At 68.1% G+C, this 23,153-nt stretch carries 24 protein-coding genes and 1 tRNA gene; 12 read left to right on the plus strand and 13 right to left on the minus strand.

Going from position 1 to position 23,153, the window contains the following annotated elements:
• Positions 1 to 40 precede the first annotated feature (40 nt).
• Both F1640_RS09340 and F1640_RS09345 read right to left on the minus strand, forming a co-directional pair.
• Complete coding sequence (locus tag F1640_RS09340; RefSeq protein WP_194918869.1) at positions 41 to 550, minus strand: (2Fe-2S)-binding protein; 510 nt, start codon at positions 548 to 550, stop codon at positions 41 to 43.
• Between the two features lie 32 nt (positions 551 to 582).
• The gene (locus F1640_RS09345) at positions 583 to 1,350 is read right to left on the minus strand and encodes a class II aldolase/adducin family protein (RefSeq protein WP_124810635.1); all 768 of its coding nucleotides are present in this window, start codon (positions 1,348 to 1,350) and stop codon (positions 583 to 585) included.
• 176 nt (positions 1,351 to 1,526) lie between these two features.
• Here F1640_RS09345 and F1640_RS09350 point away from each other — a divergent pair, with 176 nt between their 5' ends.
• Complete coding sequence (locus F1640_RS09350; protein ID WP_206694665.1) at positions 1,527 to 2,252, plus strand: 2OG-Fe dioxygenase family protein; 726 nt, start codon at positions 1,527 to 1,529, stop codon at positions 2,250 to 2,252.
• Here F1640_RS09350 and F1640_RS09355 read toward each other — a convergent pair.
• The gene (locus tag F1640_RS09355; RefSeq protein WP_190287336.1) at positions 2,230 to 2,721 is read right to left on the minus strand and encodes an Lrp/AsnC family transcriptional regulator; all 492 of its coding nucleotides are present in this window, start codon (positions 2,719 to 2,721) and stop codon (positions 2,230 to 2,232) included. The two genes, F1640_RS09350 and F1640_RS09355, sit on opposite strands and share 23 nt — an antisense overlap.
• A gap of 154 nt (positions 2,722 to 2,875) precedes the next feature.
• Here F1640_RS09355 and hppD point away from each other — a divergent pair, with 154 nt between their 5' ends.
• The 7 genes from hppD to F1640_RS09390 all read left to right on the plus strand — a co-directional run bounded on the left by hppD (position 2,876) and on the right by F1640_RS09390 (position 9,255).
• Complete coding sequence (hppD, locus tag F1640_RS09360; protein ID WP_124810600.1) at positions 2,876 to 3,961, plus strand: 4-hydroxyphenylpyruvate dioxygenase; 1,086 nt, start codon at positions 2,876 to 2,878, stop codon at positions 3,959 to 3,961.
• The gene (locus F1640_RS09365; protein WP_124810599.1) at positions 3,958 to 4,503 is read left to right on the plus strand and encodes a VOC family protein; all 546 of its coding nucleotides are present in this window, start codon (positions 3,958 to 3,960) and stop codon (positions 4,501 to 4,503) included. The genes hppD and F1640_RS09365 overlap by 4 nt, the downstream gene beginning before the upstream one ends.
• Positions 4,500 to 5,792: a fumarylacetoacetase gene (gene fahA / locus F1640_RS09370; protein WP_194918871.1), complete on the plus strand. Its 1,293-nt coding sequence runs from the start codon at positions 4,500 to 4,502 to the stop codon at positions 5,790 to 5,792. The genes F1640_RS09365 and fahA overlap by 4 nt, the downstream gene beginning before the upstream one ends.
• Positions 5,789 to 6,445, plus strand: a complete 657-nt coding sequence (gene maiA / locus F1640_RS09375; RefSeq protein ID WP_194918873.1) for a maleylacetoacetate isomerase — start codon at positions 5,789 to 5,791, stop codon at positions 6,443 to 6,445. Before fahA ends, maiA begins: the two co-directional genes overlap by 4 nt.
• Before the next feature lie 81 nt (positions 6,446 to 6,526).
• On the plus strand, positions 6,527 to 7,570 hold the full coding sequence (locus F1640_RS09380) for a YeiH family protein (protein ID WP_124810597.1): 1,044 nt from the start codon (positions 6,527 to 6,529) through the stop codon (positions 7,568 to 7,570).
• A gap of 39 nt (positions 7,571 to 7,609) precedes the next feature.
• On the plus strand, positions 7,610 to 8,854 hold the full coding sequence (locus F1640_RS09385; protein ID WP_194918875.1) for a molybdopterin-dependent oxidoreductase: 1,245 nt from the start codon (positions 7,610 to 7,612) through the stop codon (positions 8,852 to 8,854).
• Positions 8,851 to 9,255 (plus strand): cytochrome c, encoded by a 405-nt coding sequence (locus F1640_RS09390; protein ID WP_194918877.1) that lies wholly within the window; start codon positions 8,851 to 8,853, stop codon positions 9,253 to 9,255. Before F1640_RS09385 ends, F1640_RS09390 begins: the two co-directional genes overlap by 4 nt.
• A 16-nt stretch (positions 9,256 to 9,271) precedes the next feature.
• Here the strand turns inward: F1640_RS09390 and F1640_RS09395 are convergent, their stop codons facing one another.
• On the minus strand, positions 9,272 to 10,150 hold the full coding sequence (locus F1640_RS09395; RefSeq protein WP_194918878.1) for a LysR family transcriptional regulator: 879 nt from the start codon (positions 10,148 to 10,150) through the stop codon (positions 9,272 to 9,274).
• Between the two features lie 103 nt (positions 10,151 to 10,253).
• On the opposite strand from F1640_RS09395, the gene F1640_RS09400 reads away from it, so the two are divergent.
• Positions 10,254 to 11,366 (plus strand): S-(hydroxymethyl)glutathione dehydrogenase/class III alcohol dehydrogenase, encoded by a 1,113-nt coding sequence (locus F1640_RS09400; protein WP_194918880.1) that lies wholly within the window; start codon positions 10,254 to 10,256, stop codon positions 11,364 to 11,366.
• A gap of 191 nt (positions 11,367 to 11,557) precedes the next feature.
• Here F1640_RS09400 and F1640_RS09405 read toward each other — a convergent pair whose 3' ends face one another.
• From F1640_RS09405 to F1640_RS09425, 5 genes are read right to left on the minus strand one after another with little or no spacing between them, the layout of a single operon-like run.
• Complete coding sequence (locus F1640_RS09405; protein ID WP_194918883.1) at positions 11,558 to 12,343, minus strand: enoyl-CoA hydratase/isomerase family protein; 786 nt, start codon at positions 12,341 to 12,343, stop codon at positions 11,558 to 11,560.
• On the minus strand, positions 12,340 to 13,428 hold the full coding sequence (locus tag F1640_RS09410) for a phosphotransferase (RefSeq protein WP_194918885.1): 1,089 nt from the start codon (positions 13,426 to 13,428) through the stop codon (positions 12,340 to 12,342). The genes F1640_RS09405 and F1640_RS09410 overlap by 4 nt, the downstream gene beginning before the upstream one ends.
• The gene (locus F1640_RS09415; protein WP_194918888.1) at positions 13,418 to 14,605 is read right to left on the minus strand and encodes an acyl-CoA dehydrogenase family protein; all 1,188 of its coding nucleotides are present in this window, start codon (positions 14,603 to 14,605) and stop codon (positions 13,418 to 13,420) included. Before F1640_RS09415 ends, F1640_RS09410 begins: the two co-directional genes overlap by 11 nt.
• A gap of 41 nt (positions 14,606 to 14,646) precedes the next feature.
• Positions 14,647 to 15,411: an SDR family NAD(P)-dependent oxidoreductase gene (locus F1640_RS09420; RefSeq protein WP_124811168.1), complete on the minus strand. Its 765-nt coding sequence runs from the start codon at positions 15,409 to 15,411 to the stop codon at positions 14,647 to 14,649.
• A 33-nt stretch (positions 15,412 to 15,444) separates the two neighbouring features.
• On the minus strand, positions 15,445 to 16,584 hold the full coding sequence (locus tag F1640_RS09425) for an acyl-CoA dehydrogenase family protein (RefSeq protein ID WP_194918890.1): 1,140 nt from the start codon (positions 16,582 to 16,584) through the stop codon (positions 15,445 to 15,447).
• Between the two features lie 89 nt (positions 16,585 to 16,673).
• On the opposite strand from F1640_RS09425, the gene F1640_RS09430 reads away from it, so the two are divergent.
• Both F1640_RS09430 and F1640_RS09435 read left to right on the plus strand, forming a co-directional pair.
• Complete coding sequence (locus F1640_RS09430) at positions 16,674 to 17,291, plus strand: TetR/AcrR family transcriptional regulator (protein WP_233497385.1); 618 nt, start codon at positions 16,674 to 16,676, stop codon at positions 17,289 to 17,291.
• Between the two features lie 119 nt (positions 17,292 to 17,410).
• Positions 17,411 to 18,577 carry an iron-containing alcohol dehydrogenase gene (locus F1640_RS09435; RefSeq protein ID WP_194918894.1) on the plus strand — a complete coding sequence of 389 codons (1,167 nt, stop codon included), beginning with the start codon at positions 17,411 to 17,413 and terminating at the stop codon, positions 18,575 to 18,577.
• A 9-nt stretch (positions 18,578 to 18,586) separates the two neighbouring features.
• On the opposite strand, the gene F1640_RS09440 is transcribed toward F1640_RS09435, so the two are convergent.
• Entirely contained in the window at positions 18,587 to 19,282 is a 696-nt protein-coding gene (locus F1640_RS09440; protein ID WP_194918896.1) for an RlmE family RNA methyltransferase, read from the minus strand.
• Entirely contained in the window at positions 19,279 to 20,571 is a 1,293-nt protein-coding gene (locus F1640_RS09445; RefSeq protein ID WP_194918898.1) for a Ppx/GppA phosphatase family protein, read from the minus strand. Before F1640_RS09445 ends, F1640_RS09440 begins: the two co-directional genes overlap by 4 nt.
• 168 nt (positions 20,572 to 20,739) lie before the next feature.
• Here F1640_RS09445 and F1640_RS09450 point away from each other — a divergent pair.
• Positions 20,740 to 20,813 (plus strand) — tRNA-Gln (locus F1640_RS09450).
• Between the two features lie 126 nt (positions 20,814 to 20,939).
• Here the strand turns inward: F1640_RS09450 and F1640_RS09455 are convergent.
• Together F1640_RS09455 and F1640_RS09460 are read right to left on the minus strand one after the other, a co-directional pair.
• Complete coding sequence (locus F1640_RS09455; RefSeq protein WP_124811174.1) at positions 20,940 to 22,103, minus strand: CaiB/BaiF CoA-transferase family protein; 1,164 nt, start codon at positions 22,101 to 22,103, stop codon at positions 20,940 to 20,942.
• Positions 22,100 to 22,738: a glutathione S-transferase family protein gene (locus F1640_RS09460; protein WP_124811175.1), complete on the minus strand. Its 639-nt coding sequence runs from the start codon at positions 22,736 to 22,738 to the stop codon at positions 22,100 to 22,102. The genes F1640_RS09455 and F1640_RS09460 overlap by 4 nt, the downstream gene beginning before the upstream one ends.
• Positions 22,739 to 23,153: the final 415 nt, after the last annotated feature.

The raw sequence follows: 23,153 nt of genomic DNA on the forward strand, positions 1-23,153 counted from the left end.
GATGCCGTTCCGCTAGCGCAGCCCGCGCGCGAGGGGAAGATCAAAGCCCCGGCGCGGTGGCGGTCGCCGGCACGGGCAGCGGCGGCAGCGTTTCGGCATGCCGCAGGACGCGGCCGGCGCGCTGGATCGCGCGGACCAGGCGCGGATAGACGCCGCAGCGGCAGATATTGGTGATCGCGGTGGTGATGTCCTGCTCGGTCGGATCGCCGTTGTGCGCCAGCAGGGCGGCGGCGGCCATGACCAGGCCCGGCGTGCAAAACCCGCACTGGATCGCCTGTTCGGCCACCAGCGCCTGCTGCACGGGATGGTTGCGATCGGGAGCCAGCCCCTCGATCGTCGTCACGCTGCGGCCCTCCGCCTCCCCCAGCGACAGCGTGCACGAGGGCATCGCCTGCCCATCGACGATCACCATGCAGGCGCCGCATTCGCCGGTGCCGCAGCCGTATTTGGTGCCGGTCAGGTTCGCGGCGTCGCGCAGCGCCCACAGCAGCGGGGTATCCGGTTCCAGCCGGAATTCCATCGGCTGGTTGTTGACGGTCAGACGGGCCATGCGCGTGCCCTAGCCCACCTTTCCGCCGCGCTTCAATCCCGCCAGGACCGGTCGATCTTGTCGATCCGCCGCACCCAGGCGTTGAAATCACCCACGCCGGCCCCGCCGCCCGGCGGCGTCGCCTCGCGCAAGTCGCGCTGGTGGACGGCGATGACATCGTCGGGCACCAGGATCGGCTTGCGCCCCATCGACAGCGTGGCCATCTGGATTTCGCAAGCGCGCTGTAGGCTCCATTGCTGGATGAACATCGCCTGGAGCGTGGGCGCCAGCACCACCGGGCCGTGGTTGCGCAGCATCAGGATGTTCTTGTCGGCCAGGTTCGCCAGCAGGCGCTCGCCCTCTTCGGCGCGCACGGTGATGCCTTCGAAATCGTGGTAGGCGAGCCGACCGGCGAAGTTGCAGGCGTAGAAGTTGATCGGCATCAGCCCTTCCTCAAGGCTGCACACCGCCATCGTCGCCGTGGTGTGGACGTGGCAGATGGCGTGCGCCCAGTTCAGATGCCGATGAAAATAGCCGTGCTGGGTGAAGCCCGCCTTGTTCACCGCGTGCGGGCTGCCGTCCAGCTTGTTGCCGTCGATGTCGATCTTGACGAGGTTGGACGCGCAGACTTCCGAATAGAGCAGGCCGAAGGGGTTGATGAGGAACGCGTTGTCCTCCCCCGGCACGCGCACGGAAATGTGGTTGTAGACCGATTCCGACCAGCCGAGCAGATCGAAGATGCGGTAGCACGCCGCCAGTTCCTGCCGGGCCTGCCATTCGGCGTCGCTGCATTCGATATTCGGGCGCATCTGCGTGGCCATGGTCATCGCTCTCCGATCAGTTTCTTGTCGCAACCTTATCGCACGATTCGGAGGCGGGCAATCGCACGCGGCCTCATTCCCGCCTTGGTGGCGCGCTAGGGCGCGGAGCCGGCCGCCGGCGGGGTAGGCATCCTGCCCAAGGGTTCCCATATCGCGGCCGTACCCAAGGAAGGGCCATGGACGCGACATCGCCAGTCTGCACGCTCGCCGAAGAACGGCCGGAAACCGGTGGCCTGATGCCGCTGGAGAGCGCGCTGGCGCACAAGGGCTATGCGATCGCGCGCGGGGCGCCGTTACCGCCCGATTTCGCGGACTTCTGGAACGACCTGCCGCTCGATACCTTCATGGCCGATGGCGGCCAATACCGCCGGCGGCGCTATGCGACCTTCGCACTGGAAAGTGGCGAAATCGCGCCCCGCCCCGCCGAACCGCATTACCAGAGCCTGTCGTACAACCCGCTCAACGGCGGAATCGCCCGCCATTTCGCGCCCTTCGCCCCGGAAGCCAGCACGCACCCGTGCCTGCTGGGCCTGCTGCGCGATGCCGAGGCGCTGTTCGCGCGGTCCGCGCCGGGCGCGCGCTGGCATGTCGAGGCGCACCAGTTCCGCATCCTGGCGGGAAGCGAGAACGCCGGCCTGCCTACGCCCGAGGGGCTGCACCGCGACGGCGTGGACCGGGTGCTGGTGCAACTGGTGGCGCGGCACAATGTGATCGGCGGCGTCACCCGCATCACCGATCCGGCGGGCAGGACGCTGGACCGGACCACGCTGACCGTACCCGGTGATCTCTACCTGCTCGACGACCGGCGCGTGATGCACGAGGTTTCGCCGGTGCGGCCCGAAGATCCAGCCCGGCCGGGCTGGCGCGACGTGCTGGTGGTCACGTTCCGTCGGCGGGATTGACCGCGCCGGCGAAGCCCAGCGGCAACGCGGTGGTGCTTTTCACGTCCTCCAGGATGATGCTGGAACGCGCGGTCGCCACTTCGGGAGACCCGAGAATCTGGCGCGTCAGCAAATGGTTGAACGAGGCGAGATCGCGCGTGGCGACCTTCAGGATCATGTCGGCCTCACCCGTCAGCTTCTGGCATTCCAGCACTTCGTCCAGTTCCAGCACCCGCGCGCGGAACGCCTCGGCCGCCGCGATCCCGTGGCTGTTCATGGTGAGCAGGATATAGGCAGAAATGCCCACCCCCAGCCGCCCGGCATCGAGCGCGGCGTGGACCCCGCGAATGTAGCCCGCCTTGCGCAACTGCTGCATCCGGCGCGAGCATTGCGACGCGGAGAGATGGACGGCCTGGCTCATCTCCACCGGGCCGATATCCCCCTTCTGCTGGAGGATCGCGAGAATCTTGAGATCGAAACGGTCGAGCACGGGCAAGTTCCTGTTGGCACGGACGGTGCCTCAAATCGCCCTATAACGCATCATGTGTGCATTTCACTCCCGAAATCGCGCAAGAATGCACGCCCTTTGAGCACGATCAGCGCTAGACTGTGCGCCACATTCTCAATGCATGCTGGGGAGAGCCATGGCTGACCTGTTCGAAAACCCGCTGGGCCTCGACGGTTTCGAGTTCATCGAATTTTCCGCGCCCGAAAAGGGCGTGCTGGAACCCGTTTTCGCCGCGATGGGCTTCATCCGCGTCGCGCGGCACCGGTCCAAGGACGTGCAACTGTGGCGGCAGGGCGATATCAACCTGATCGCCAATTACGAACCGCGCAGCCCCGCCGCCTACTTTGCCGCCGAACACGGTCCTTCGGCCTGCGGCATGGGCTGGCGCGTGCGCGATGCGGCGAAAGCCTATGCCGAGGCGCTCGAACGCGGCGCGGAACCGGTCGAGGTGCGCACCGGCCCGATGGAACTGCGCCTGCCGGCGTTCCGCGGCATCGGCGGCTCGATCGTCTACCTGATCGACCGCTATGGCGATGCCCTGTCGATCTACGACATCGACTTCGTCTACGAGGAGGGCGTGGATCGCCATCCGGCCGGCGCGGGCCTGAAGCTGATCGATCACCTGACGCACAACGTCTATGGCGGGCGCATGGCGCACTGGGCAGCGTTCTACGAGCGCATCGCCGGTTTCCGCGAGATCCGCTATTTCGACATCAAGGGCGAATATACCGGCCTCACCAGCAAGGCGATGACCGCGCCCGACGGCAAGATCCGCATCCCGCTGAACGAGGAAGGGAAGGCCGGCGGCGGCCAGATCGAGGAATTCCTGCGCGCCTACAACGGCGAGGGCATACAGCACATCGCCTTTGCCTGCGACGATCTGCTGGCGACGTGGGACAGGCTCAAGGCCAGCGGCACCCCGTTCATGACCGCCCCGCCCGCCACCTACTACGAGATGCTGGCCGAGCGCCTGCCCGGCCATGGCGAGCCGGTGGACCAGCTCCAGGCACGCGGCATCCTGCTCGACGGGTCGACCGTGAACGGCGATCCCCGCCTGCTCCTGCAGATCTTCTCGGAAACGATGATCGGCCCGGTGTTCTTCGAATTCATCCAGCGCAAGCGCGACGAAGGCTTTGGCGAAGGCAACTTCACCGCGCTGTTCGAATCGATGGAACGCGACCAGATGCGCCGGGGCGCGCTGCAGGCGGAGCCGGCGCAATGACCGCGCCGCGCCTCAGCCGCATCCACCACGTCGCCTACCGCTGCAACGATGCCAAAGCGACCGTGGAATGGTACGAGCGCGTGCTCGGCATGACCTACACCACCGCCTTCGCGGAAGACCATGTGCCATCGACCGGGGCCTACGATCCCTACATGCACGTGTTCCTCGATTGCGGTGGCGGCAACGTGGTGGCCTTCTTCGAACTGCCCGAACAGCCCGCGATGGGCCGCGATCCCCACACGCCGGCCTGGGTGCAGCACCTGGCCTTCGAGGTGGAGGACGAAGCCGCGCTGCTGGCGGCCAAGGCGCATATCGAGGCGCAGGGCATCGACGTGCTGGGGCCGACCTGGCACGGCATCTTCAAGTCGATCTATTTCTTCGATCCCAACGGGCACCGGCTGGAACTGGCGTGCAACATCGGCACGCCCGAACAGTACGCCGAACTAAAGACGCTGGCCCCGGTCATGCTTGAGGAATGGAGCCGGACGAAGCGCGCCCCGCGCCATGCCGCCTGGCTGCATGCGGAGCCGAAGGACGCATGAGCATCGACCACACGCACAATCCGCAGGCATCGAGCTGGGTGCCGGGGGCGGACGACCATGCCGAATTCCCGGTCCAGAACCTGCCGCTGGGCATCTTCTCGACCGGCGGCGGCCCCGCGCGTGCCGGCACCGCCATCGGCGATTGCGTGCTGGACCTTGCCGCCATGGCGGAACAGGGCCTGCTGCCGCCGGCCGTGGTGCCGGCACTGGGACAGGCCACGCTCAACGCGCTGTTTGCCCTGCCCGCCGCCGACCGGCTGGCGCTGCGCCACGCGCTGTTCGCGTGCCTGACCTCCGACCGGTTCCGCGTGCGGCTGGCCCCGCTGCTGCACCGCGCGGAAGACTGCGCGTTGCACCTGCCGTTCCACATCGGCGACTACACCGATTTCTACGTCGGCATTCATCACGCCACCAACATCGGCAAGCTGTTCCGGCCGGACAACCCGCTGCTGCCCAACTATCGCCACGTGCCGATCGGCTATCACGGACGTGCCTCGTCCGTGCGGGTCTCGGGCACCACGCTGCTGCGCCCCAAGGGCCAGCTCAAGGCGCCCGATGCCGAAGCGCCGGTGTTCGCGCCATCGCGGCGGCTCGACTACGAGCTGGAGCTGGGCGTGTGGATCGCGGGCGACAACGCGCTGGGCGAACCGGTGCCCATCGCCGATGCGTGGAGCCGGATCGGCGGGCTGACCCTGCTCAACGACTGGTCGGCGCGCGATCTCCAGGCGTGGGAGTACCAGCCGCTCGGACCGTTCCTCGCCAAGAACTTCCTCACCACGGTATCCCCGTGGGTGGTGACGGCCGAGGCGCTAGCCCCGTTCCGCGTGGCCCAGCAACCCCGGCCGGAAGGTGATCCGCAGCCGCTGCCCTACCTGGTCGATGCCGCGGACGCCGAAGCCGGCGCGCTTGCACTGGACCTCGAAGTCACGCTCGCCAGCGCGGCGATGCGCGATGCCGGCCTGTCGCCGCTCCGCCTGAGCCACGGCCCTGCGACGAACATGTACTGGACCGTGGCGCAGATGGTGGCGCACCATACCTCCAACGGCTGCGACCTCCATGCGGGCGACCTGCTGGGCACCGGCACGATTTCCGGCCCGGCGCGCGATAGCTTCGGCAGCCTGATGGAACTGTCGAACGGCGGGCGCGAACCGGTCACGCTGCCGGGCGGCGAAACCCGCTGCTTCCTGGAGGATGGCGACCAGCTCACCCTGTCCGCGCGGACGGTGCGCGACGGGTTCCGCACGATCGGCTTCGGTCCCTGCACCGGCACCGTCCAGCCGGCGCGATGACGCTGCGACTCCACGGTTACTGGCGCTCCACCGCCAGCTACCGCGTGCGGATCGCGCTGGCGCTGAAAGGCGTGGGCCACGAACAGGTGACGCACGACTTGCGCACTGGCGCGCAACGCGCGCGCGCATTCCTCGCGCTCAACTCGCAAGGGCTGGTGCCCGCGCTGGAGATCGGCGCCGAGGGTGAGGGCGAAGCCGCGGTCCTCACCCAGTCGCCCGCCATTCTCGAATGGCTGGACGAGGTCTATCCGCAAACCCCGCTGCTGCCCGGCGATGCCCTGGGCCGCGCCACGGTGCGGGCGATGGCTGGGCTGGTCTGCTGCGACATCCATCCGCTGAACAACCTGCGCGTGCTGCAAGCGCTGCGGCGGGACTTTCAGGCCAGCGACGCGCAAGTCTCGGCGTGGATCGCGCGCTGGATCGGCACGGGCTTCGACGCGCTGGAGGCGCTGATCGCGCGCCACGGCGGCGATTTCGCCTTCGGCGATGCCGCGACCATGGCCGATTGCTGCCTGATCCCGCAGGTCTATTCCGCTCAACGGTTTGGTATCGACCTTGCGTCGTGGCCGGCCATCGCGCGGATTGCCGCGCGTTGCGAGGCCCTGGAGCCTTTCCGACGCGCCCACCCTGCGCAGCAACCCGACGCGGATTGAGCAAGTTTGATAGATATATTCTATTGAATCTCCAATTTCAATCAGTTGGAGTTGTTCGATTGAAAAGCCCATCTTCGGTGCATGACAGCTTTTCTTTCCGCCCGCACCCACGCGCCCGGCCTTCTGGTCTGCGGAGCGGTGGCGCTGGGCGCGCTCGCTCTGGAGCGGCTTGAAGTCCGCCTTGCCGGCCATGCCTGGGTGGAAGCGCTGGTCCTGGCGATTCTGGCCGGCACCGCCGTCCGCACGCTGTGGACGCCGCCCGCGCGGTTCGCATGCGGAATCCAGTGGGCCGCCAAGGGCCTGCTCGAATGCGCGGTGGCACTGATGGGCGTGACGATCAGCTTCGCCACGATCGCCGCCGCCGGGCTGCCGTTGCTCGCCGGTATCGTCGCTATCGTGTTTGGCGCGATCGCTGCCAGCTTCCTGCTCGGCCGCGCGTTCGGACTGCCGCCCAAGATGGCGGTGCTCGTCGCCTGCGGTAACGCGATCTGTGGCAATTCCGCCATCGCCGCCGTCGCGCCGGTAATTGATGCCGAAAGCGACGACGTGGCCACGGCGATCGCCTTCACCGCCGTGCTGGGCGTGGCCGTGGTGATCGCGCTGCCGATCGTGGCGCACGCGCTGCACCTGAGCGCCGCCGCCGGGGGAACGCTGGCCGGCCTGACGGTCTATGCCGTGCCGCAGGTGCTGGCCGCCGCAGGCCCGCTCGGCCCCTCCGCCGTGCAGACCGGCACCCTGGTCAAGCTGGTGCGCGTGCTGATGCTGGGGCCGGTCGTCGCCTGCCTGTCGGTGCTCAAGGCGCATCAGGCCGAAGAAGCGGAAGCCGCCGCGGTCCGGACTCCGGGGCTCCGCCATGGCCTGCTGCATTTCCTGCCGCCGTTCATCCTCGCGTTCCTGGCGCTGGCGGCGCTCCGTTCGCTGGGCCTCGTCCCCGTGGCGATGATCGCCCCGGCGCACGAGGCCAGCGTGTTCCTAACGATCCTCGCCATGGCGGCGCTGGGCCTTGGCGTCGACCTGCGGAGCGTTACCGCCGCCGGCCCGCGCGTGGTAACGGTGGTTACGCTGTCGCTGCTGCTGCTCGGCCTGGCCGCGCTGGCGGTGCTGCGGCTGACCGGCCTGGCCTGAATCAGAAAACCTGAACGGGGGCCGGAAGGAGAAGAAACGATGAACCAGTTCGATTCGATGCTGGCCACGCGGCTCGGCCGGCGACGGCTGCTGCAAGGCGGCGCGGCGCTGGGCGCGGGCGCACTGGCCGCCCCGGTGTTCGCGGCCGACGGCGCGGTCGACCTCCACCTGCCGGGCGGCCCGTCCACGCGGCCGACGACCACGGCGTTCCCCGGCAAGGGGCCGATGATCCTGCAGCGGATGCGGCCGCCGCTGCTCGAAACCCCGCTCTCGGTATTCGATGGCGATGTTTTCACCCCCAACGACCGGTTCTTCGTGCGCTGGCACTGGGCGGACATTCCCACGACGGTGGACGTCAACGCCTTCCGCCTTGCCGTGCGGGGGGAAGTGGCGAAACCGCTTTCGCTGACGCTGGCGGACATCCTGCGCCTGCCGCGCTTCGAGATCGCCGCGATCAACCAGTGTTCTGGCAATTCGCGCGGGCTGTTCCAACCGCGCGTGCCCGGCGCGCAATGGGCGCACGGGGCCATGGGCAACGCGCTGTGGACCGGCGTCCGCCTGCGCGACGTGCTCGATCTCGCCGGCGTGCGCCCCGGCGCGGTGGCGGTGCGCTTCGGCGCCATGGACCAGCCGCTGGTGCCCGAAGCCCCGGATTTCTCCAAATCGCTCGACCTCGACCACGCGCGCGATGGTGAAGTGATGATCGCCTTTGCCATGAACGGGGAGCAGTTGCCGCTGCTCAACGGCTTCCCGCTGCGGCTGGTGGTGCCGGGCTGGTATTCGACCTACTGGGTCAAGATGCTCAACGACATCGAGGTGCTGGCCACGCCTGATACCGGGTACTGGATGGCCAAGGCCTACAAGATTCCCGACACGCCCGGCGCCAATGTCGCCCCCGGCAGTTCCGGCTTCCCGACAACGCCGATCAACCGCATGGTCGCTCGCAGCTGGATCACCAGCCTGGCAGAGGGGCAAAAGGTACCGTGGGCGCCGACGATCGCGGTGGGCGGCATCGCCATGGGCGGCGATTGCGGCGTCGCCCGCGTCGATGTCTCGGCCGATGGGGGCAAGACCTGGCTGCCCGCCATGCTGGGGCCGGACAAGGGCAAGTACGGCTTCCGCCGTTGGGATGCGCGGGTGCCGGTGGGCGCGCCGGGCATGGTCGCGCTCATGGCCCGCTGCACCAGCGACAAGGGCGAGACACAACCGATGCAGCCGATCTGGAACCCCGGCGGCTTCATGCGCGCCAATGTCGAAACGACCACGATCATGGTGACCGCATGATGCGCCGCCTGCCCCCGTTCGCGCTTCTCGCCGCGCTCGCCTCCGCCACGCTTGCCGTGTCCGCCGCCGCCGGCGCGCGCAAGCCGGAGCCGACGCCAGCCCGCGTCACCGCCAACGGCTTCACGCTGACCTCCAGCGCCATCGAACTGCCGGTGGACGAACCGTTCTTTCCGGACAGCCCGGATGGCGGGCCGAAAGCGGACACGATCAACGCCGATTGCACCGCCTGCCATTCGGCCAGCATGACGCTGACCCAACCCGCGCTCTCGCCCGAAGCCTGGGCCGGCGTGGTCCACAAGATGCGCGACGTCTATCACGCGCCGGTGCCGGAGGAGGACGTGCCCGCGATCCTCGCCTATCTGGCGCACCTGCCCCCGAAAGCGGCGCCGGCCAGAGAATGACGTCAGGGAATGACGATCAGGGAATGACGCGGCCCAGCCGGTCTTCCAGCAGGTCGATCATGCCCTTGACCTTGGGCACCAGCTGGCGGCGTTGCGGATAGACTGCCCAGACGGGCTCGGGCGCATCGCGATAGCGGTCGAGCAGCGTGACCAGCCGCCCGGCGGCGATATGATCGCGGACGTAGAACGCGGGCAGCTGGCACACGCCCATGCCCGCCACCGTCGCCTCCACCACCGCCGCGCCGCTGTTGCAATGCAGCCGGCCGGTGGGCACGAACGTCAGCCGCCGGCCGTTTTCCACGAAATGCCAGGTGGCGTTGGTGCCGATCAGGCAGTCGTGCGCTTCCAGATCCTGCCAGCGCGCCGGCGCGCCCTTGCGCGCGACATAGGCCGGCGCGGCGCAGAGGTCGGACGAGCGGCTGGCGATCTGCCGCGCCGCCAGCCGGTTATCCGCCGGATGGCCGGTGCGGATGCCGATGTCGAAGCCTTCCGCGATCAGATCGACCACACGGTTGGTCAGTTCCACGGTCGCGGTGATGCCGGGATGGCGCTCCAGGAACTCGGTGACCACCGGCGCGACGAAGCGTTCGCCCATCGAGATCGAGCAGGTGATGCGGATTTCGCCCTGCATCTCGCCCTGCCGGGTCAGGTATTGCAGCGCCTCGTCCCGCTCCTCGACCAGCCGGCGGCCCTGCTCCACGAAGGCGCGGCCAACCGGCGTCAGCGTTACCGTGCGCGTGGTGCGGTCGAACAGGCGTGCGCCCACTTTCGCCTCCAGCCGCGCCACCGCCCGGCTGACGTGCGAGGTGGACGCCCCCAGGCGCCTGGCCGCCGCGACGAAGCTGCCGGAATCGGCAATCGCGACGATCTCTTCGAAGCCGTCCCACTTGGACAATCGATTATCCCATGCTAGCAATAGAATAAACCAGAACCACGTATTTATCGCACGGCTGGTCCAATGTTAAGGGCGGCCGTCCCATTTCCTGGAGGATGCCCTCATGAAGACCCGCGCCGCCGTTGCCTTTGCGCCCAAGCAGCCGCTCGAGATTGTGGAACTGGACCTCGAAGGCCCCAAGGCGGGCGAGGTTCTGGTCGAGATCATGGCGACCGGCGTGTGCCACACCGACGCCTACACGCTCGACGGGTTCGACAGCGAGGGCATCTTCCCCAGCGTGCTGGGCCACGAAGGCGCAGGGATCGTGCGCGAGGTCGGCCCCGGCGTGACCAGCGTGAAGCCGGGCGATCACGTGATCCCGCTCTACACCCCCGAATGCCGCCAGTGTAAGTCGTGCCTTTCGGGCAAGACCAACCTGTGCACCGCAATCCGCGCCACGCAGGGCCAGGGCCTGATGCCCGACGGCACCAGCCGCTTTTCCTACAAGGGCCAGACCATCTTCCACTACATGGGCTGCAGCACCTTCTCGAACTTCACCGTCCTGCCCGAGATCGCGGTGGCGAAGATCCGCGAGGATGCGCCGTTCCAGTCCGCCTGCTACATCGGCTGCGGCGTGACGACCGGCGTCGGCGCCGTGGTCAACACCGCCAAGGTCCAAGTTGGGGACAACGTCGTGGTCTTCGGCCTCGGCGGCATCGGCCTCAACGTCATCCAGGGCGCGCGCCTTGCCGGGGCCAACAAGATCATCGGCGTCGACATCAACCCCGATCGCGAGGAATGGGGCCGCAAGTTCGGCATGACCGACTTCCTCAACAGCAAGGGCCTGAGCCGCGAGGAAACCGTCGCCAAGGTGGTCGAACTGACCGACGGCGGCGCCGACTATACTTTCGACGCCACCGGCAACAACGAGGTGATGCGGACCGCGCTCGAAGCCTGCCATCGCGGCTGGGGCACCAGCATCATCATCGGCGTGGCCGAGGCGGGCAAGGAAATCAGCACCCGCCCGTTCCAGCTGGTGACGGGTCGTAACTGGCGCGGCACCGCGTTCGGCGGGGCCAAGGGCCGTACCGACGTGCCCAAGATCGTCGACATGTACATGACCGGCAAGATCGAGATCGACCCGATGATCACGCACGTCATGGGTCTGGAAGAGATCAACACCGCGTTCGACCTGATGCACGCGGGCAAGTCGATCCGCTCGGTCGTGGTGTTCTGAAGCACGCTATCGCGCTTCTCCCGCCGGCGGGAGAGGCGCCTGTTCCTTGCCCTGGGGCACGATGACCTGATCGTGCCCACTCCTCGTCATTGCGAGCGGCACGCGAAGCAATCCAGAGTCCCGCGTGCGGCCCTGGATTGCCGCGGGGCTGCGCCCCTCGCAATGACGCTTCAAGGCAAGGCCATCCGCGTCTACGAAGCGCGCGTGAAATCCGGCTTGCGGCGTTCGAGGAACGCCGCAACGCCTTCCCGGCCTTCCGCGCCGGAGCCCGCCGCCGCGATCGAATCCGCCTCCACCGCCAGATGCGCGGCAAGATCGCGCGTCGAACTGTCCAGCAGCAGCGCGCGGGCGGCGCCCAGCGCCCGCACCGGCGCAGCGGCCAGCCGTACCGCCATCGCCTGCCCTTCCGCTGCGAGATCGGCATCGGGCACCACACGCGTCACCAACCCCAGCCGCGCTGCCTCTTCCGCGCCGACGCGGCGGTTGGTGAGAATCATCTCCTGCGCCACGCGCAGGCCCGCCACGCGCGGCAGCAGCCAGCTCATGCCCCCATCGGGGGTCAGGCCGATGCCGGAATAGGCCGCGGTGAAATGCGCGGCTTCGCCCGCCAGCACCACATCGCCCAGCAGCGCCAGGCTGAGGCCCGCGCCCGCCGCCGGGCCGTGAACCAGCGTCAACAGGGGCTTGTCCATCCGCGCCAGCACCAGCACCGCCTCGTGCAGCGCGCTCGCCAGTTCGTGCAGGAAAGCGCCCGCGCGATCGCCGGCGGCAGCGAAAGAGGCGATGTCCCCGCCCGCGCAGAACAGGCGGCCGTTGCCCGCCAGCACCACGCAGCGCACCGCCGGATCGCCCGCGCAGTCGCGCGCCGCGGCATCCAGCGCGCGCGCCAGATCCATGTCGATCGCGTTGCCCTGATCGGGCCGGTTTAGCGTGATCGTGGCGACACCGCCATCACGGGTGAGCAGGACGGGGTTCATGCGCAGGCCTCCATCGCTTCGCGCGCCAGTGCCGCCAGCCGGGGGAAGGCTTCCGCCCGTTCCCGCGCGTGGGCGCTGTTGGCGGTGCCGCGCAGCACGCGGCCCTTGATGCCGTGAAAGATCGCGGCCAGCCGGAAGAAATTGAACGCGATATAGAAATCCCAGTCCGGAATCCCCGCGCGCCCGGTGCGGTGGCAATAGGCGGCGATGTAATCCGCCTCGGTCGGCAGGCCCAGCGGCACGGGATCGGCCCCGCCCAGCCCGGCGACGATGTCCGGCGGCATCCGGTACATCGTGGCGTGATAGGCGAAATCCGACAGCGGATTGCCCAGCGTCGACAGTTCCCAGTCGAGCACCGCGACCACGCGCGGCTCGGTGGGGTGAAAGATCATGTTGTCGCAGCGGAAATCGCCGTGGGTCACACGGCTTTCGTCGCCCGGCGGAATGTGCGCGGGCAGCCAGGCGACCAGCGCGTCCATGTCCGCGTTGCGGCCGGCCAGCTCGTCCTCAAGATACTGCTTCGTCCAGCGCCCGATCTGCCGTTCGAAGAAATTGCCGGGCCGGCCAAAGTCGCCCAGGCCCACCGCCGCGGGATCGACCGCGTGCAGCGCGGCGATCGTGGCGTTCATGGCATCGTAGTAGGCGGCGCGCTCGCCCTGCGGCACGTCGGGAAAACGCGCATCCCAGAAGATGCGGCCATCGACCATCGCCATGACGTAGAACGCGCTGCCGATCGCGCCATCGTCCTCGCACACGCCCAGCACCGGCGGCACCGGCACCGGCGTCGGCCCCAGAGCGGTCAGCACGCGCGCCTCGCGCAGCACGTCGTGCGCGCCTTTCAGCAGCGGCCCCGGCGGCTTGCGGCGCAGCACATAGCGCGCGCCCGGCGTAGACAAGCGATAGGTGGGGTTCGACTGGCCGCCGTTGAACTGCGCCACCTCCAGCGGCCCGGCGAAGCCCGCGACATGCGCCGCCATCCACCGCGCCAGCGCGGCTTCGTCGAACGCGACGCGAACCTCGCCCGCGCCCGCATTGGCCCCACCGGCGTTGGCCCCGGCGCTCCCGTCAGGAACTTCAGCCGCCATGGCCGTGCCGCCAGTCGCGCTTGACCTTCTTGGCCAGGCTCCACTTGTGGACCTCGGTCGGGCCGTCATAGATGCGGAAGGCGCGCACTTCGCGGAAGACCTGCTCGACGATGGTCTTGTCGGTAACGCCGGTGCCGCCCATCACCTGCACGCAACGGTCGGCGATGCGCATCAGCGCCTCGGACACCGCGACCTTGGCCATCGAGCTTTCGACCGTGCCGAGCGAGCCGGTATCGAGCACCGCGGCGCACCAGTCGATCATCAGTTCGGCCTGCTTCAGATCGATCATGTTCTCGGCCAGCATGAAGCCCACGCCTTCGTGATCGATCAGCTGCTTGCCGAAGGCCATGCGCCGGTTGGCATAGTCCACCGCGATCTCGTTGGCACGGATGCACCCGCCCAGCCAGCGCATGCAGTGCGACAGGCGCGCCGGGCTGAGGCGCACCTGAGCATACTTGAAGCCTTCGCCGGCATCGCCCAGCATCTGGTCGGCGGGGATGCGCAAGTTGTCGATGGTGACCGTGGCGTGGCCGCCCGGCATCGAGCTGTCGATGGTGTTGGGCACGTGATCGATGCGGATCGCGGGATCGGGCAGGTCGACCAGGAACATGCACGCGCCGCCCTGCGAATCCGGATCGACCGACTTCGCCATGACGATGCCCACTTTCGCGCCTTCGGCACCGGTGATGAACGCCTTGCGCCCGTTCACCACCCAATGGTTGCCGTCGCGCCGGCACGTGGTCTGCATCATCGAGGGATCGGACCCGGCGCCGCCCTCGTCCGACGGCTCGGTCATGAAGAACGCCGAACGCACGCGCCCTTCGACCAGCGGCGCCAGGAAGCGCGCCTTGAGATCGGCGCTGCCGACATGGCCCAGCAGGTACATGTTGCCTTCGTCGGGCGCCTGGGTGTTGCAGGCCAGCATCCCCAGCGGCGAAAGACCCGACGCGATCAGGATCACGGCGGTTTCGCGCTGGTTGAAGTGGCTGCCATCGGGGCGGATGTGGGGGGTGAGGACGCCCGCCGCGTGCGCCTTTTCGCGCAGTTCCATGACCAGCTCGTCGGTCGGCGCGCCGTGATGGTCGCGGCGCGGGTCCTGTTCATAGGGAACCACGGTTTCGCGGACGAAGGCTTCCACCTTCGCCGCCATGTCGAGCGCTTCGCGGCTGATCGTCATCGTATCCTCACCCCCTGTTGCATACTCACCCGTGTTTGGTCTTAGCGTGGCGCCATGCGGATCGCGCCGTCCAGGCGGATGGTCTCGCCGTTCAGCATCGGGTTGGTAACGATGCTTTCCACCATCTGCGCGTATTCGTCGGGCTGGCCAAGCCGGTTCGGGAACGGCACCTGCTTGCCCAGCGAATCCTGCGCGTCCTGCGGCAGCGAGGCCAGCAGCGGCGTCCAGAAGATGCCCGGGGCGATCGTCATCACGCGGATGCCGCTGCGGGCGAGTTCGCGCGCGATCGGCAGCGTCATGCCAACGATGCCACCCTTGGAGGCGGAATAGGCGGCCTGCCCGATCTGCCCGTCGAACGCGGCGACCGAGGCGGTGTTGACGATCACGCCGCGCTCTTCCGGTCCCACCGTTTCGGCATCGTGGATGCGCGCGGCGAACTTCGACAGCACGTTGAAGCTGCCGATCAGGTTGATCTGGATGATCTTCGCGAAATCGGCGAGCGGCAGCGCCTTGCCATCGCGGCCGATCACCTTGGCGGGCGGGCCGATGCCGGCGCAGTTGACGCAGATGCGCGCCTTGCCGTTGACCGCCTCGGCTTCGAGGATCGCGTTCTCGACCGCCGCTTCGTCGGTCACGTTGACGGGGAAGAACGCCGCGCCGATTTCGGCCGCGTGGCGGGCGCCCAAGTCGGCGTTGAGATCGAAGATCGCCACCTTCGCGCCGGCCTTCGCCAGCCGCGCCGCCGTGGCACCGCCCAGACCCGATGCGCCGCCGGTGACGATGGCGGCCACTCCCTTGATTTCCATGCTTCCTGCTCCTTCGGGGATGTTCTGCAAGCCTTACAGCGCGCGGGCGATGACCATGCGCTGGATATCGGACGTGCCTTCGTATATCTGGCACACGCGCACATCGCGGTAGATCCGCGCGATGCCGAATTCCTCAAGATAGCCGTAGCCGCCCAGCGTCTGCAATGCGCCGGACACGACCGCCTCGGCCGTTTCGGAGGCGACGAGCTTGGCCATCGAGGCTTCCTTGAGGCAGGACTGCCCCGTCTCCGCGCCGGCATCCTTGACCGCCGCAGCATGGAGCACGAGCTGGCGCGCCGCTTCCAGCCGTGCCGCCAGATCGGCGAGACGGAAGCCCACCGCCTGGTGCTGGATGATCGCCTGGCCGAAGCTCTTGCGCTCCTTGGCATAGTCCACCGCGATTTCGAGCGCCGCCTGCGCCATGCCGATGCATTGCGCGGCGATGCCGATGCGGCCCGCTTCCAGGTTGGACAGCGCGATCGCATAGCCCGCGCCGGCTTCGCCCAGCACCAGGTCATCGGGCACGAACAGGTTGTCGAAGCGGATGGCGCAGGTATCGGACGCGCGCTGGCCCAGCTTGTGCTCAACCTTGTCCACCACGTAGCCGGCACTGTCGGTCGGCACGAGGAAGGCCGAGAGGCCGCGCTTGCCGGCATCGGGATCGGTCACCGCGAACACGATCGCCAGGCTGGCGATGCGGCCGGAAGAGATGAACTGCTTCGCCCCGTCCAGCACATAGCCGCCCTCCACCTTGCGGGCGCGGGTGCGGATGGCCGATGCGTCGGAACCCGCATCCGCCTCGGTCAGCGCGAAGGCGCCGATCGCCTTGCCGCCCACCAGATCCGGCAGGAAACGCGCCTGCTGCGCCGGCGTGCCATAGCGCAGCAGCGCGGACACGATCAGGCTGTTCTGGATCGACAGGATCGTCGAAAGCGCGCCATCGGCCGCCGCGATCTCGATCAGCGCGGCGGCATAGGACACGTAATCGAGCCCGGCCCCGCCCACCTCTTCGGGCGCGGTCATGCCGGTCAACCCCATCTCGGCCAGCGCGGCGAACAGGTCCGACGGATAGGTGCCCGCCGCTTCATAGGCCGCCGCGTTCGGCCGGATCTGCTCCTGCGCGAAATCGCGCACCATGTCGCGCACGGCGGCCTGGGTTTCCGTCAGAATCATGAAACTCACCGGTTGATTATCTACTGATGAGTAACTTGCATTCCCGCGCGTTTCTTGTCAACACGGGGGGCGACAGACCGGACCCCGCCTTGACCCCCATTTCCTCGCCTTTCCAGACCCCCGAGCAACGCCAGGCCGATCGCGCCGCGAAGCGCGACGCGGTACTGCGCGCGGCGGTGCGGATGTTCAACGAGAAGGGATTCCACCAGACCTCGCTCGATGACGTGGCGGCGCGGCTCGGCATCTCCAAGCCGACCATCTACCACTACCTTGGCAACAAGGATCAGGTGCTGCTCGAATGCGTATCGCGCGGGCTGGGCCAGATCATCGAGGCGGCGGCGGAGGCGCGCCAGGAAGCGGGCACGGGCGCGGACCGGCTGGCATGGTTCCTGCGCCGCTATGCCCAGATCAACATGGACGATTTCGGCCGCTGCGTGATCCGCACCGGCGACGAGGCGCTGGCGAGTGAAAGCCAGCAGCAGTTCCGCGCGCTCAAGCGCCGGATCGACAACGCCCTGCGCGAACTGATCGGCGAGGCGATCGCCGACGGCTCGCTGGCGCCGACCGATCCCAAGCTGCTGGCCTTCACCATCGCGGGCGCGCTCAACTGGCCCGCGCGCTGGCACGATCCCGATGGCGAGCACGCGCCGGCGGACCTTGCCGAGTATCTCGTCACCAACCTGGCGCGCGGCTACCTGCCACGCTGAAGCGCGCGACGGGACTTCCGGCTTTCCATGCATACGTAGTGTGATTGCGCCGGCCCCGCGCCACAGGCTAGACCCGGCGCAAGCCCGGCTCCCCCAACCGCCGGCGCGGAGAGGATTTCATGAGCATTGCCAGCATCGCGCTTCCCCGCATCCTGCGCATCGGCGGCGGCGCATCACGCCAGTTGCCCGATGTGCTGGCCACGCTGGGCCTGTCCCGCCCGCTGATCGTGACGGATGCCTTCCTGGTCGGACAGGGCCGCGTGGAAACGCTGCAAGGCAGCCTGAAAGCTGCCGGCATCGCCAGCCGCGTCTTCGACGGGACCGTTCCCGATCCGACCGTCGCCTCGATCGAGGCCGGCCTCGCCTTCCTGCGCGAAGGCGATCACGATTGCGTGGTCGGCTTCGGCGGGGGCAGCCCGCTCGACAGCGCGAAGGCCATCGCCATGCTCGCGCGCCACGGCGGGGCCATGGCCGACTACAAGGCGCCGCACGTGCAGGACGAACCGGGCCTGCCCGTGATCGCCATCCCGACCACCGCCGGCACCGGATCGGAAGCGACGCGCGTCACCGTGATCACCGACGAGCGGACCGACGAGAAGATGATGTGCCCCGGCCTTGCCTACCTGCCCGTGGCGGCGCTGGTTGACTACGAACTGACCTTCACCAAGCCGCGCCGGCTGACCGCGGATACCGGGATCGATTCGCTGACTCACGCGATCGAGGCCTATGTGTCGAAGCGCGCCAGCCCGTTCACCGATGGCATGGCGCTGCTGGCGATGCGCGCGATCGCGCCCAACCTGCGCCGCGCTTGCGACGATCCCGATGACCGCGAAGCGCGCGAGGCGCTGATGCTGGGCGCGACGCAGGCGGGCATCGCCTTCACCAACGCCTCGGTGGCGCTCGTACACGGCATGAGCCGGCCGATCGGCGCGCATTTCCATGTGCCGCACGGCCTGTCCAACGCCATGCTGCTGCCCACGGTGACGGCGTGGTCCGCCCCCGCCGCGCTGCCGCGCTATGCCGAATGCGCCCGCGCCATGGGCGTGGCCGACGCGCGCGAGGGCGATCAGGGCGCGGTGGCGCGGCTGCTGGAGGAACTGGGCGCGCTCAACCGCGATCTCGGCGTGCCGGGGCCAGCCGCCTGGGGCATCGACGCCGCGCGCTGGCAGGGCCTGATCCCGACGATGTGCGAACAGGCGATCGCCTCGGGATCGCCCGCCAACAACCCGCGCGTGCCCGATGCGGCCGAGATGGCGGAACTCTACGCCCGCGTCTGGGACGGTTAGGTCAGGGCCTCACGTTTCGCCCTCGTCCTCCGGCTCCGTGCGCACACGGCCCTTGAAGCCTTGGGCGATCACGTACCATTCCGAGGAATCCTTGCGGCTCGCGGGCGGCTTGGCGTGCTTTACCGTGGTGAAATTGCGCTTGAGCAGGCCCAGCAGTTGCGTGTCCGTGCCCCCGGCGAAGACCTTGGCGACGAACGCCCCGCCCGGCGCCAGCGTGGCGATGGCGAAATCGACCGCCGTCTCGACCAGCCCCATCGTGCGCAGGTGGTCGGTCTGCTTGTGCCCCACGGTGTTGGCCGCCATGTCCGACAATACCAGGTCCGGTTCGCCATCGAGCGCGCCTTCGAGCGCCGCCGGTGCCTCGTCGGCCATGAAATCCATCTGGAAGATGGTCACGCCGTCGATCGGATCGGTTGGCAGCAGGTCGATCCCGACGATCTTCGCCGCCGGCGCCTTCTGCCGCACGATCTGGCTCCACCCGCCCGGCGCGATGCCCAGGTCCACCACGCGGCGCACGCCCCGCAGCAGGCCGAATTTGGTATCGAGTTCGGCCAGCTTGTAGGCGGCGCGGCTGCGATAGCCATCGGCCTTGGCCTGCTTCACATAGGGGTCGTTGATCTGGCGCGACAGCCAGCGCGCCGAAGAGGCGGTGCGCTTCTTGGCCGTACGCAGCCTTTCGCCCGGATCGCGTCCAGACCGGCTCATGGCCTATCTCCTGTTATCTGGTCGCCTGTTATCGGGTCACCGGTCATTTGCGCGCCCGCTTTCCGGCGGATGGCGCGCAGCGCCTCGCGGCTGCGCTCGGCTTCGCCGCCCGTCGCCATCAGGCTGCGCAGGATGCCTTCGCGGATGCCGCGATCGGCAATGCCCAGCCGCTCCGCCGGCCAGATGTCGAAAATCGATTCGAGGATCGCGCAGCCGGCGACCACCAGGTCGGAGCGCTCGCGCCCGATGCACGGCACCGCGATGCGCTCGGTGGGGCTGAGCGAGGACAGCCGGCGGCTGATCCCGCGCATCGATTCGACCGGCACGATCAGCCCGTCCACCGCGCGCCGGTCATATTGCGGCAGCTTCAGGTGCAGGCTGGCCAGCGTGGTTACCGTTCCGCTCGTGCCCAGCAGGCGGATCGCGCCGCGCTCCAGCGCCGCCTTGCGCTCGCCCGCCACGCGTTCGGCAAAGGCGGCGAAGCCTTCGTCCACGCGCCGCCGCATCTCCGCGAAAGCGGCGGCGCGCGCCGCTGGCTCATCGGAAATCGGGCCGATGCTTTCGGTCAGCGAAACGACGCCCCAGGGCACGCTCTGCCAGTCGAGGATGCGCGGCACCGGTTCGCCGGTATCGACCAGCACCATCTCGGTCGATCCGCCGCCGATGTCGAAGATCATCGCCGGACCGTCGCCGTGTTCCAGCAGGATGTGGCAGCCCAGCACCGCCAATCGCGCCTCTTCCTGCGCGGTGATGATGTTCAGCCGGATGCCGGTCTCGCTGTGCACGCGCTCGATGAATTCCGCGCCGTTGGTGGCGCGCCGGCACGCCTCGGTCGCCACCGAGCGGGCCAGGTGAACATTGCGCTTGCGCAGCTTTTCGGCGCAGATGTGCAGCGCCCCCAGCGCGCGGTCCATCGCCGCGTCGGAAAGGCGGCCGGACTGCGCCAGCCCTTCGCCCAGCCGCACCACGCGGCTGAACGCGTCGATCACCACGAAATGATCGCCCGATGGCCGCGCGATCAGCAACCGGCAATTGTTGGTGCCGAGGTCGATCGCCGCATAGGCCTGGCGGTGAAAGGGCATGGGCCGGTTCCACAGCGGCCGCGCCTGCTGCGCCGATTCCTCCGGCAAGGCTGGTGTCTCGGGCGGGCGCAAGGCACCCTGTGGAACGCCGGCGGCTTTCGGTTGCGGAGACGAGGAACCGGCCAGAGCGTGCGGCGGAGGTCGTTGCCGCTTCTTGCTGCCGGAACGCGCCCCCTGCCCCGGGGCCGGCGGATTGATCTCCGCCATGTTTCAATTCGCTTATGTTTTCCCGCCTGCGTGATGCGTGGCGGGTACTTGACGGCCATGGTAACGGCACGAGGGACGCCCGGCAAGACCGCCGCGCCCGCATCGCGCGGAACGGCGCGCAAGGCCGCTTGACTTGCCGCCAGCCCCCCTCTAAGTGCGCCGCTCCATTGCCCGATCGTCTAATGGTAAGACTACGGACTCTGACTCCGTCAATCGAGGTTCGAATCCTCGTCGGGCATCCAAACTCCCCCTATGAAATCATAGCTTTGTGCAATGGCTAGCGCGATTGCGGCGTTGCTCGTTTGGTGCGCCGTTGCCGCACCCCGCCCCCGAACCAGCCCCGTCAGATAGCCCGCCCCGGCGCGTGATCAGCGCTTGTGGCGGCGTTGCGCTTCGGCGCGCAGGGCGGGGCCGTGTTCGTCGATGGCGGGCGGATGCGCGAGGTCTCGTGCCGGCATGGCGGCGAAACGGATGGGCAGGCGCATTTCCACATAGCCGCCTTCGGTCGGATGGTCGCGATGGTGGAAGAAATCCACCGCGGCCAGGTGCGGATCGCGGCGGATATCCTGCAGATCGCGCACTTCCATGCAGGGAACGCCCGCCGCGTTCAGGATCCGGACCCATTCCGCGCTGGTGCGGGCGGGCGTGCGCCGGGCGATCTCGGCATAAAGCAGGCTGACATTGCGCAGCCGATCGAGATCGGTGGCGAAGCGCGGGTCGTCGAACACCTCGGTCGCTTCCAGAACCTCGAACACGCGGGCGATCGTGTGCGCGGTATAGGGGACGATGCTGACCCAGCCGTCGCGCGTGGGAAAGGGCTGGCGATGGGGATCGACCTGGCGCGGATAGCCGGCGGGTTGCACCGGATCGTCATGGACCTCGCCATAGAGGTGCTCCTGCAGCATGAACTGCGCGAAGCATTCGAACATCGGCACTTCGACCAGCTGCCCCTCGCCGGTGCGCTGGCGGTGGAACAGCGCCGCCAGCACGGCCTGGGTGCCATAGAGGCCCGAAACCTTGTCGGCGATCAGCGAGGGCACGAAACGGGGCCGGGCATCGCCATCGGCGCGCGGCAGCAGCGTGGTGGTGCCGGTCGCGGCCTGGATCACGTCGTCATAGGCCTGCAGGCCGGCATAGGGGCCGTCCGATCCGAAGCCCACGCAATGGACATAGATGATGTCGGGGCGGATGGCCCTGACCGATTCGTAGTCGAACCCCAGGCGGGCGATGCCGGCACCGCGCACGTTGTGAACGAACACATCGGCATCGGCGAGCAGGCCGCGCATGACCTCCGCATCGGCCGGCTGCTTCAGGTCGAGCGCGATCGAGCGCTTGCCCCGGTTCAGCGTCATGTGCACCGGCCCCATGCCGCGCCCCTGCTTCGGCCGCCCCGCCTGCCGCATCTGATCACCTTCGGGCGGTTCGACCTTGATCACGTCCGCGCCCATGTCCGCCAGCATCTGCGTGGCATAGGGGCCGAACACCACCGTGGTCAGGTCGATCACGCGAATGTTTTCAAGCAGGGTGGTCATGCCGCGAAATCTCCATCGGTGCCTTGTGCTGCCCGTGCGCGGCGATAGCCGTCGCGCTGTTCCAGCCGCTCCCAGTACGCGGCGATCTGCGGCGGATAATCGCGGTCGAGCCGCAGCGTGCGTGCCAGCAGGAGCGCATAGCCCACCGAAATGTCGGCGGCGGTGAACCGGCCTCCCGCCACATAGTCACGCTGTTCGAGCAGCGCCGCCAGCCCGCGCAGCCGCGCCCGGTACCAGCGGGCATAGTCCTCCGCCACTTGCGGCACCCGCCGTTCGGCCGGCTCCAGCCGCGAATAGCGCAGCACCAGCGTTTGCGGGAAGGTCAGCGTCGCCTCGCCGTAGGACAGCGCGTTGAGATAATCGCCGAAGCCGGGCTCGTCGCGGCCGATCTCCAGCCGTCCGCCGCCGTGGCGCGCGGCCAGATACTGCACGATCGCCGGCGATTCGGTCATCCGCACAGCGCCCTCCTGGTAGAACGGGATCGTCCCCAGCGGGTTGATCTCGAGAAATCCCGGCTCCAGCAGGCGCGGCGGAAACGGCAGAAGCTTCAGCTCGTAGTCCAGTTCCAGCTCCTCCAGCATCCACAGCACGCGGAACGAGCGCGCATCGGCGCAGTGATAGAGCACGGGTTTCATCGGCACCTCTCCGTGGCGCGGGTCGCGTTTAATCGAATGATTAAATCGGTGGGCCGGGCGTTGCAAACCTCCCGTGCCGTTTCGCCCCGAAAAAGAACCGGGAAAGGGCGCAGACCAAAAAAAGGCCGGCCAAAAAAAGCCGATTATGTCGCTTGCAAACTCTTACCCTGGGCGTTCGTCATTGCGAGCGTAGCGAAGCAATCCAGAGCGGCTTGAGCGTGACTCTGGATTGCTTCGTCGACTGCGTCTCCTCGCAATGACGATGGTGAGTTTGCAGAAAGCATAAACGCCAAAAAAAAGGCCGGCAGAGCCGGCCTTTGGAAGTTTGGGAGAGGATGCCTGAAAGGCCCGTCCTATGTGCCGTCGGACCGGTTCTTTCGCAAGTGCGAAGGACGAGGGCTGGGTTGCATAATTT

It is taken from the genome of Novosphingobium sp. NBM11 (assembly GCF_015390225.1).
GTDB lineage: Bacteria > Pseudomonadota > Alphaproteobacteria > Sphingomonadales > Sphingomonadaceae > Novosphingobium.

What these genes read in the sequence shown, in the direction of transcription:
- F1640_RS09340 (WP_194918869.1), bottom strand. Translation starts at nt 550, where the DNA reads ATGGCCCGTCTGACCGTCAACAACCAGCCGATGGAATTCCGGCTGGAA.
- F1640_RS09345 (WP_124810635.1), bottom strand. Translation starts at nt 1,350, where the DNA reads ATGGCCACGCAGATGCGCCCGAATATCGAATGCAGCGACGCCGAATGG.
- F1640_RS09350 (WP_206694665.1), top strand. Translation starts at nt 1,527, where the DNA reads ATGGACGCGACATCGCCAGTCTGCACGCTCGCCGAAGAACGGCCGGAA.
- hppD (WP_124810600.1), top strand. Translation starts at nt 2,876, where the DNA reads ATGGCTGACCTGTTCGAAAACCCGCTGGGCCTCGACGGTTTCGAGTTC.
- F1640_RS09365 (WP_124810599.1), top strand. Translation starts at nt 3,958, where the DNA reads ATGACCGCGCCGCGCCTCAGCCGCATCCACCACGTCGCCTACCGCTGC.
- fahA (WP_194918871.1), top strand. Translation starts at nt 4,500, where the DNA reads ATGAGCATCGACCACACGCACAATCCGCAGGCATCGAGCTGGGTGCCG.
- maiA (WP_194918873.1), top strand. Translation starts at nt 5,789, where the DNA reads ATGACGCTGCGACTCCACGGTTACTGGCGCTCCACCGCCAGCTACCGC.
- F1640_RS09380 (WP_124810597.1), top strand. Translation starts at nt 6,527, where the DNA reads ATGACAGCTTTTCTTTCCGCCCGCACCCACGCGCCCGGCCTTCTGGTC.
- F1640_RS09385 (WP_194918875.1), top strand. Translation starts at nt 7,610, where the DNA reads ATGAACCAGTTCGATTCGATGCTGGCCACGCGGCTCGGCCGGCGACGG.
- F1640_RS09390 (WP_194918877.1), top strand. Translation starts at nt 8,851, where the DNA reads ATGATGCGCCGCCTGCCCCCGTTCGCGCTTCTCGCCGCGCTCGCCTCC.
- F1640_RS09400 (WP_194918880.1), top strand. Translation starts at nt 10,254, where the DNA reads ATGAAGACCCGCGCCGCCGTTGCCTTTGCGCCCAAGCAGCCGCTCGAG.
- F1640_RS09405 (WP_194918883.1), bottom strand. Translation starts at nt 12,343, where the DNA reads ATGAACCCCGTCCTGCTCACCCGTGATGGCGGTGTCGCCACGATCACG.
- F1640_RS09410 (WP_194918885.1), bottom strand. Translation starts at nt 13,428, where the DNA reads ATGGCGGCTGAAGTTCCTGACGGGAGCGCCGGGGCCAACGCCGGTGGG.
- F1640_RS09415 (WP_194918888.1), bottom strand. Translation starts at nt 14,605, where the DNA reads ATGACGATCAGCCGCGAAGCGCTCGACATGGCGGCGAAGGTGGAAGCC.
- F1640_RS09420 (WP_124811168.1), bottom strand. Translation starts at nt 15,411, where the DNA reads ATGGAAATCAAGGGAGTGGCCGCCATCGTCACCGGCGGCGCATCGGGT.
- F1640_RS09425 (WP_194918890.1), bottom strand. Translation starts at nt 16,584, where the DNA reads ATGATTCTGACGGAAACCCAGGCCGCCGTGCGCGACATGGTGCGCGAT.
- F1640_RS09435 (WP_194918894.1), top strand. Translation starts at nt 17,411, where the DNA reads ATGAGCATTGCCAGCATCGCGCTTCCCCGCATCCTGCGCATCGGCGGC.
- F1640_RS09440 (WP_194918896.1), bottom strand. Translation starts at nt 19,282, where the DNA reads ATGAGCCGGTCTGGACGCGATCCGGGCGAAAGGCTGCGTACGGCCAAG.
- F1640_RS09445 (WP_194918898.1), bottom strand. Translation starts at nt 20,571, where the DNA reads ATGGCGGAGATCAATCCGCCGGCCCCGGGGCAGGGGGCGCGTTCCGGC.
- F1640_RS09455 (WP_124811174.1), bottom strand. Translation starts at nt 22,103, where the DNA reads ATGACCACCCTGCTTGAAAACATTCGCGTGATCGACCTGACCACGGTG.
- F1640_RS09460 (WP_124811175.1), bottom strand. Translation starts at nt 22,738, where the DNA reads ATGAAACCCGTGCTCTATCACTGCGCCGATGCGCGCTCGTTCCGCGTG.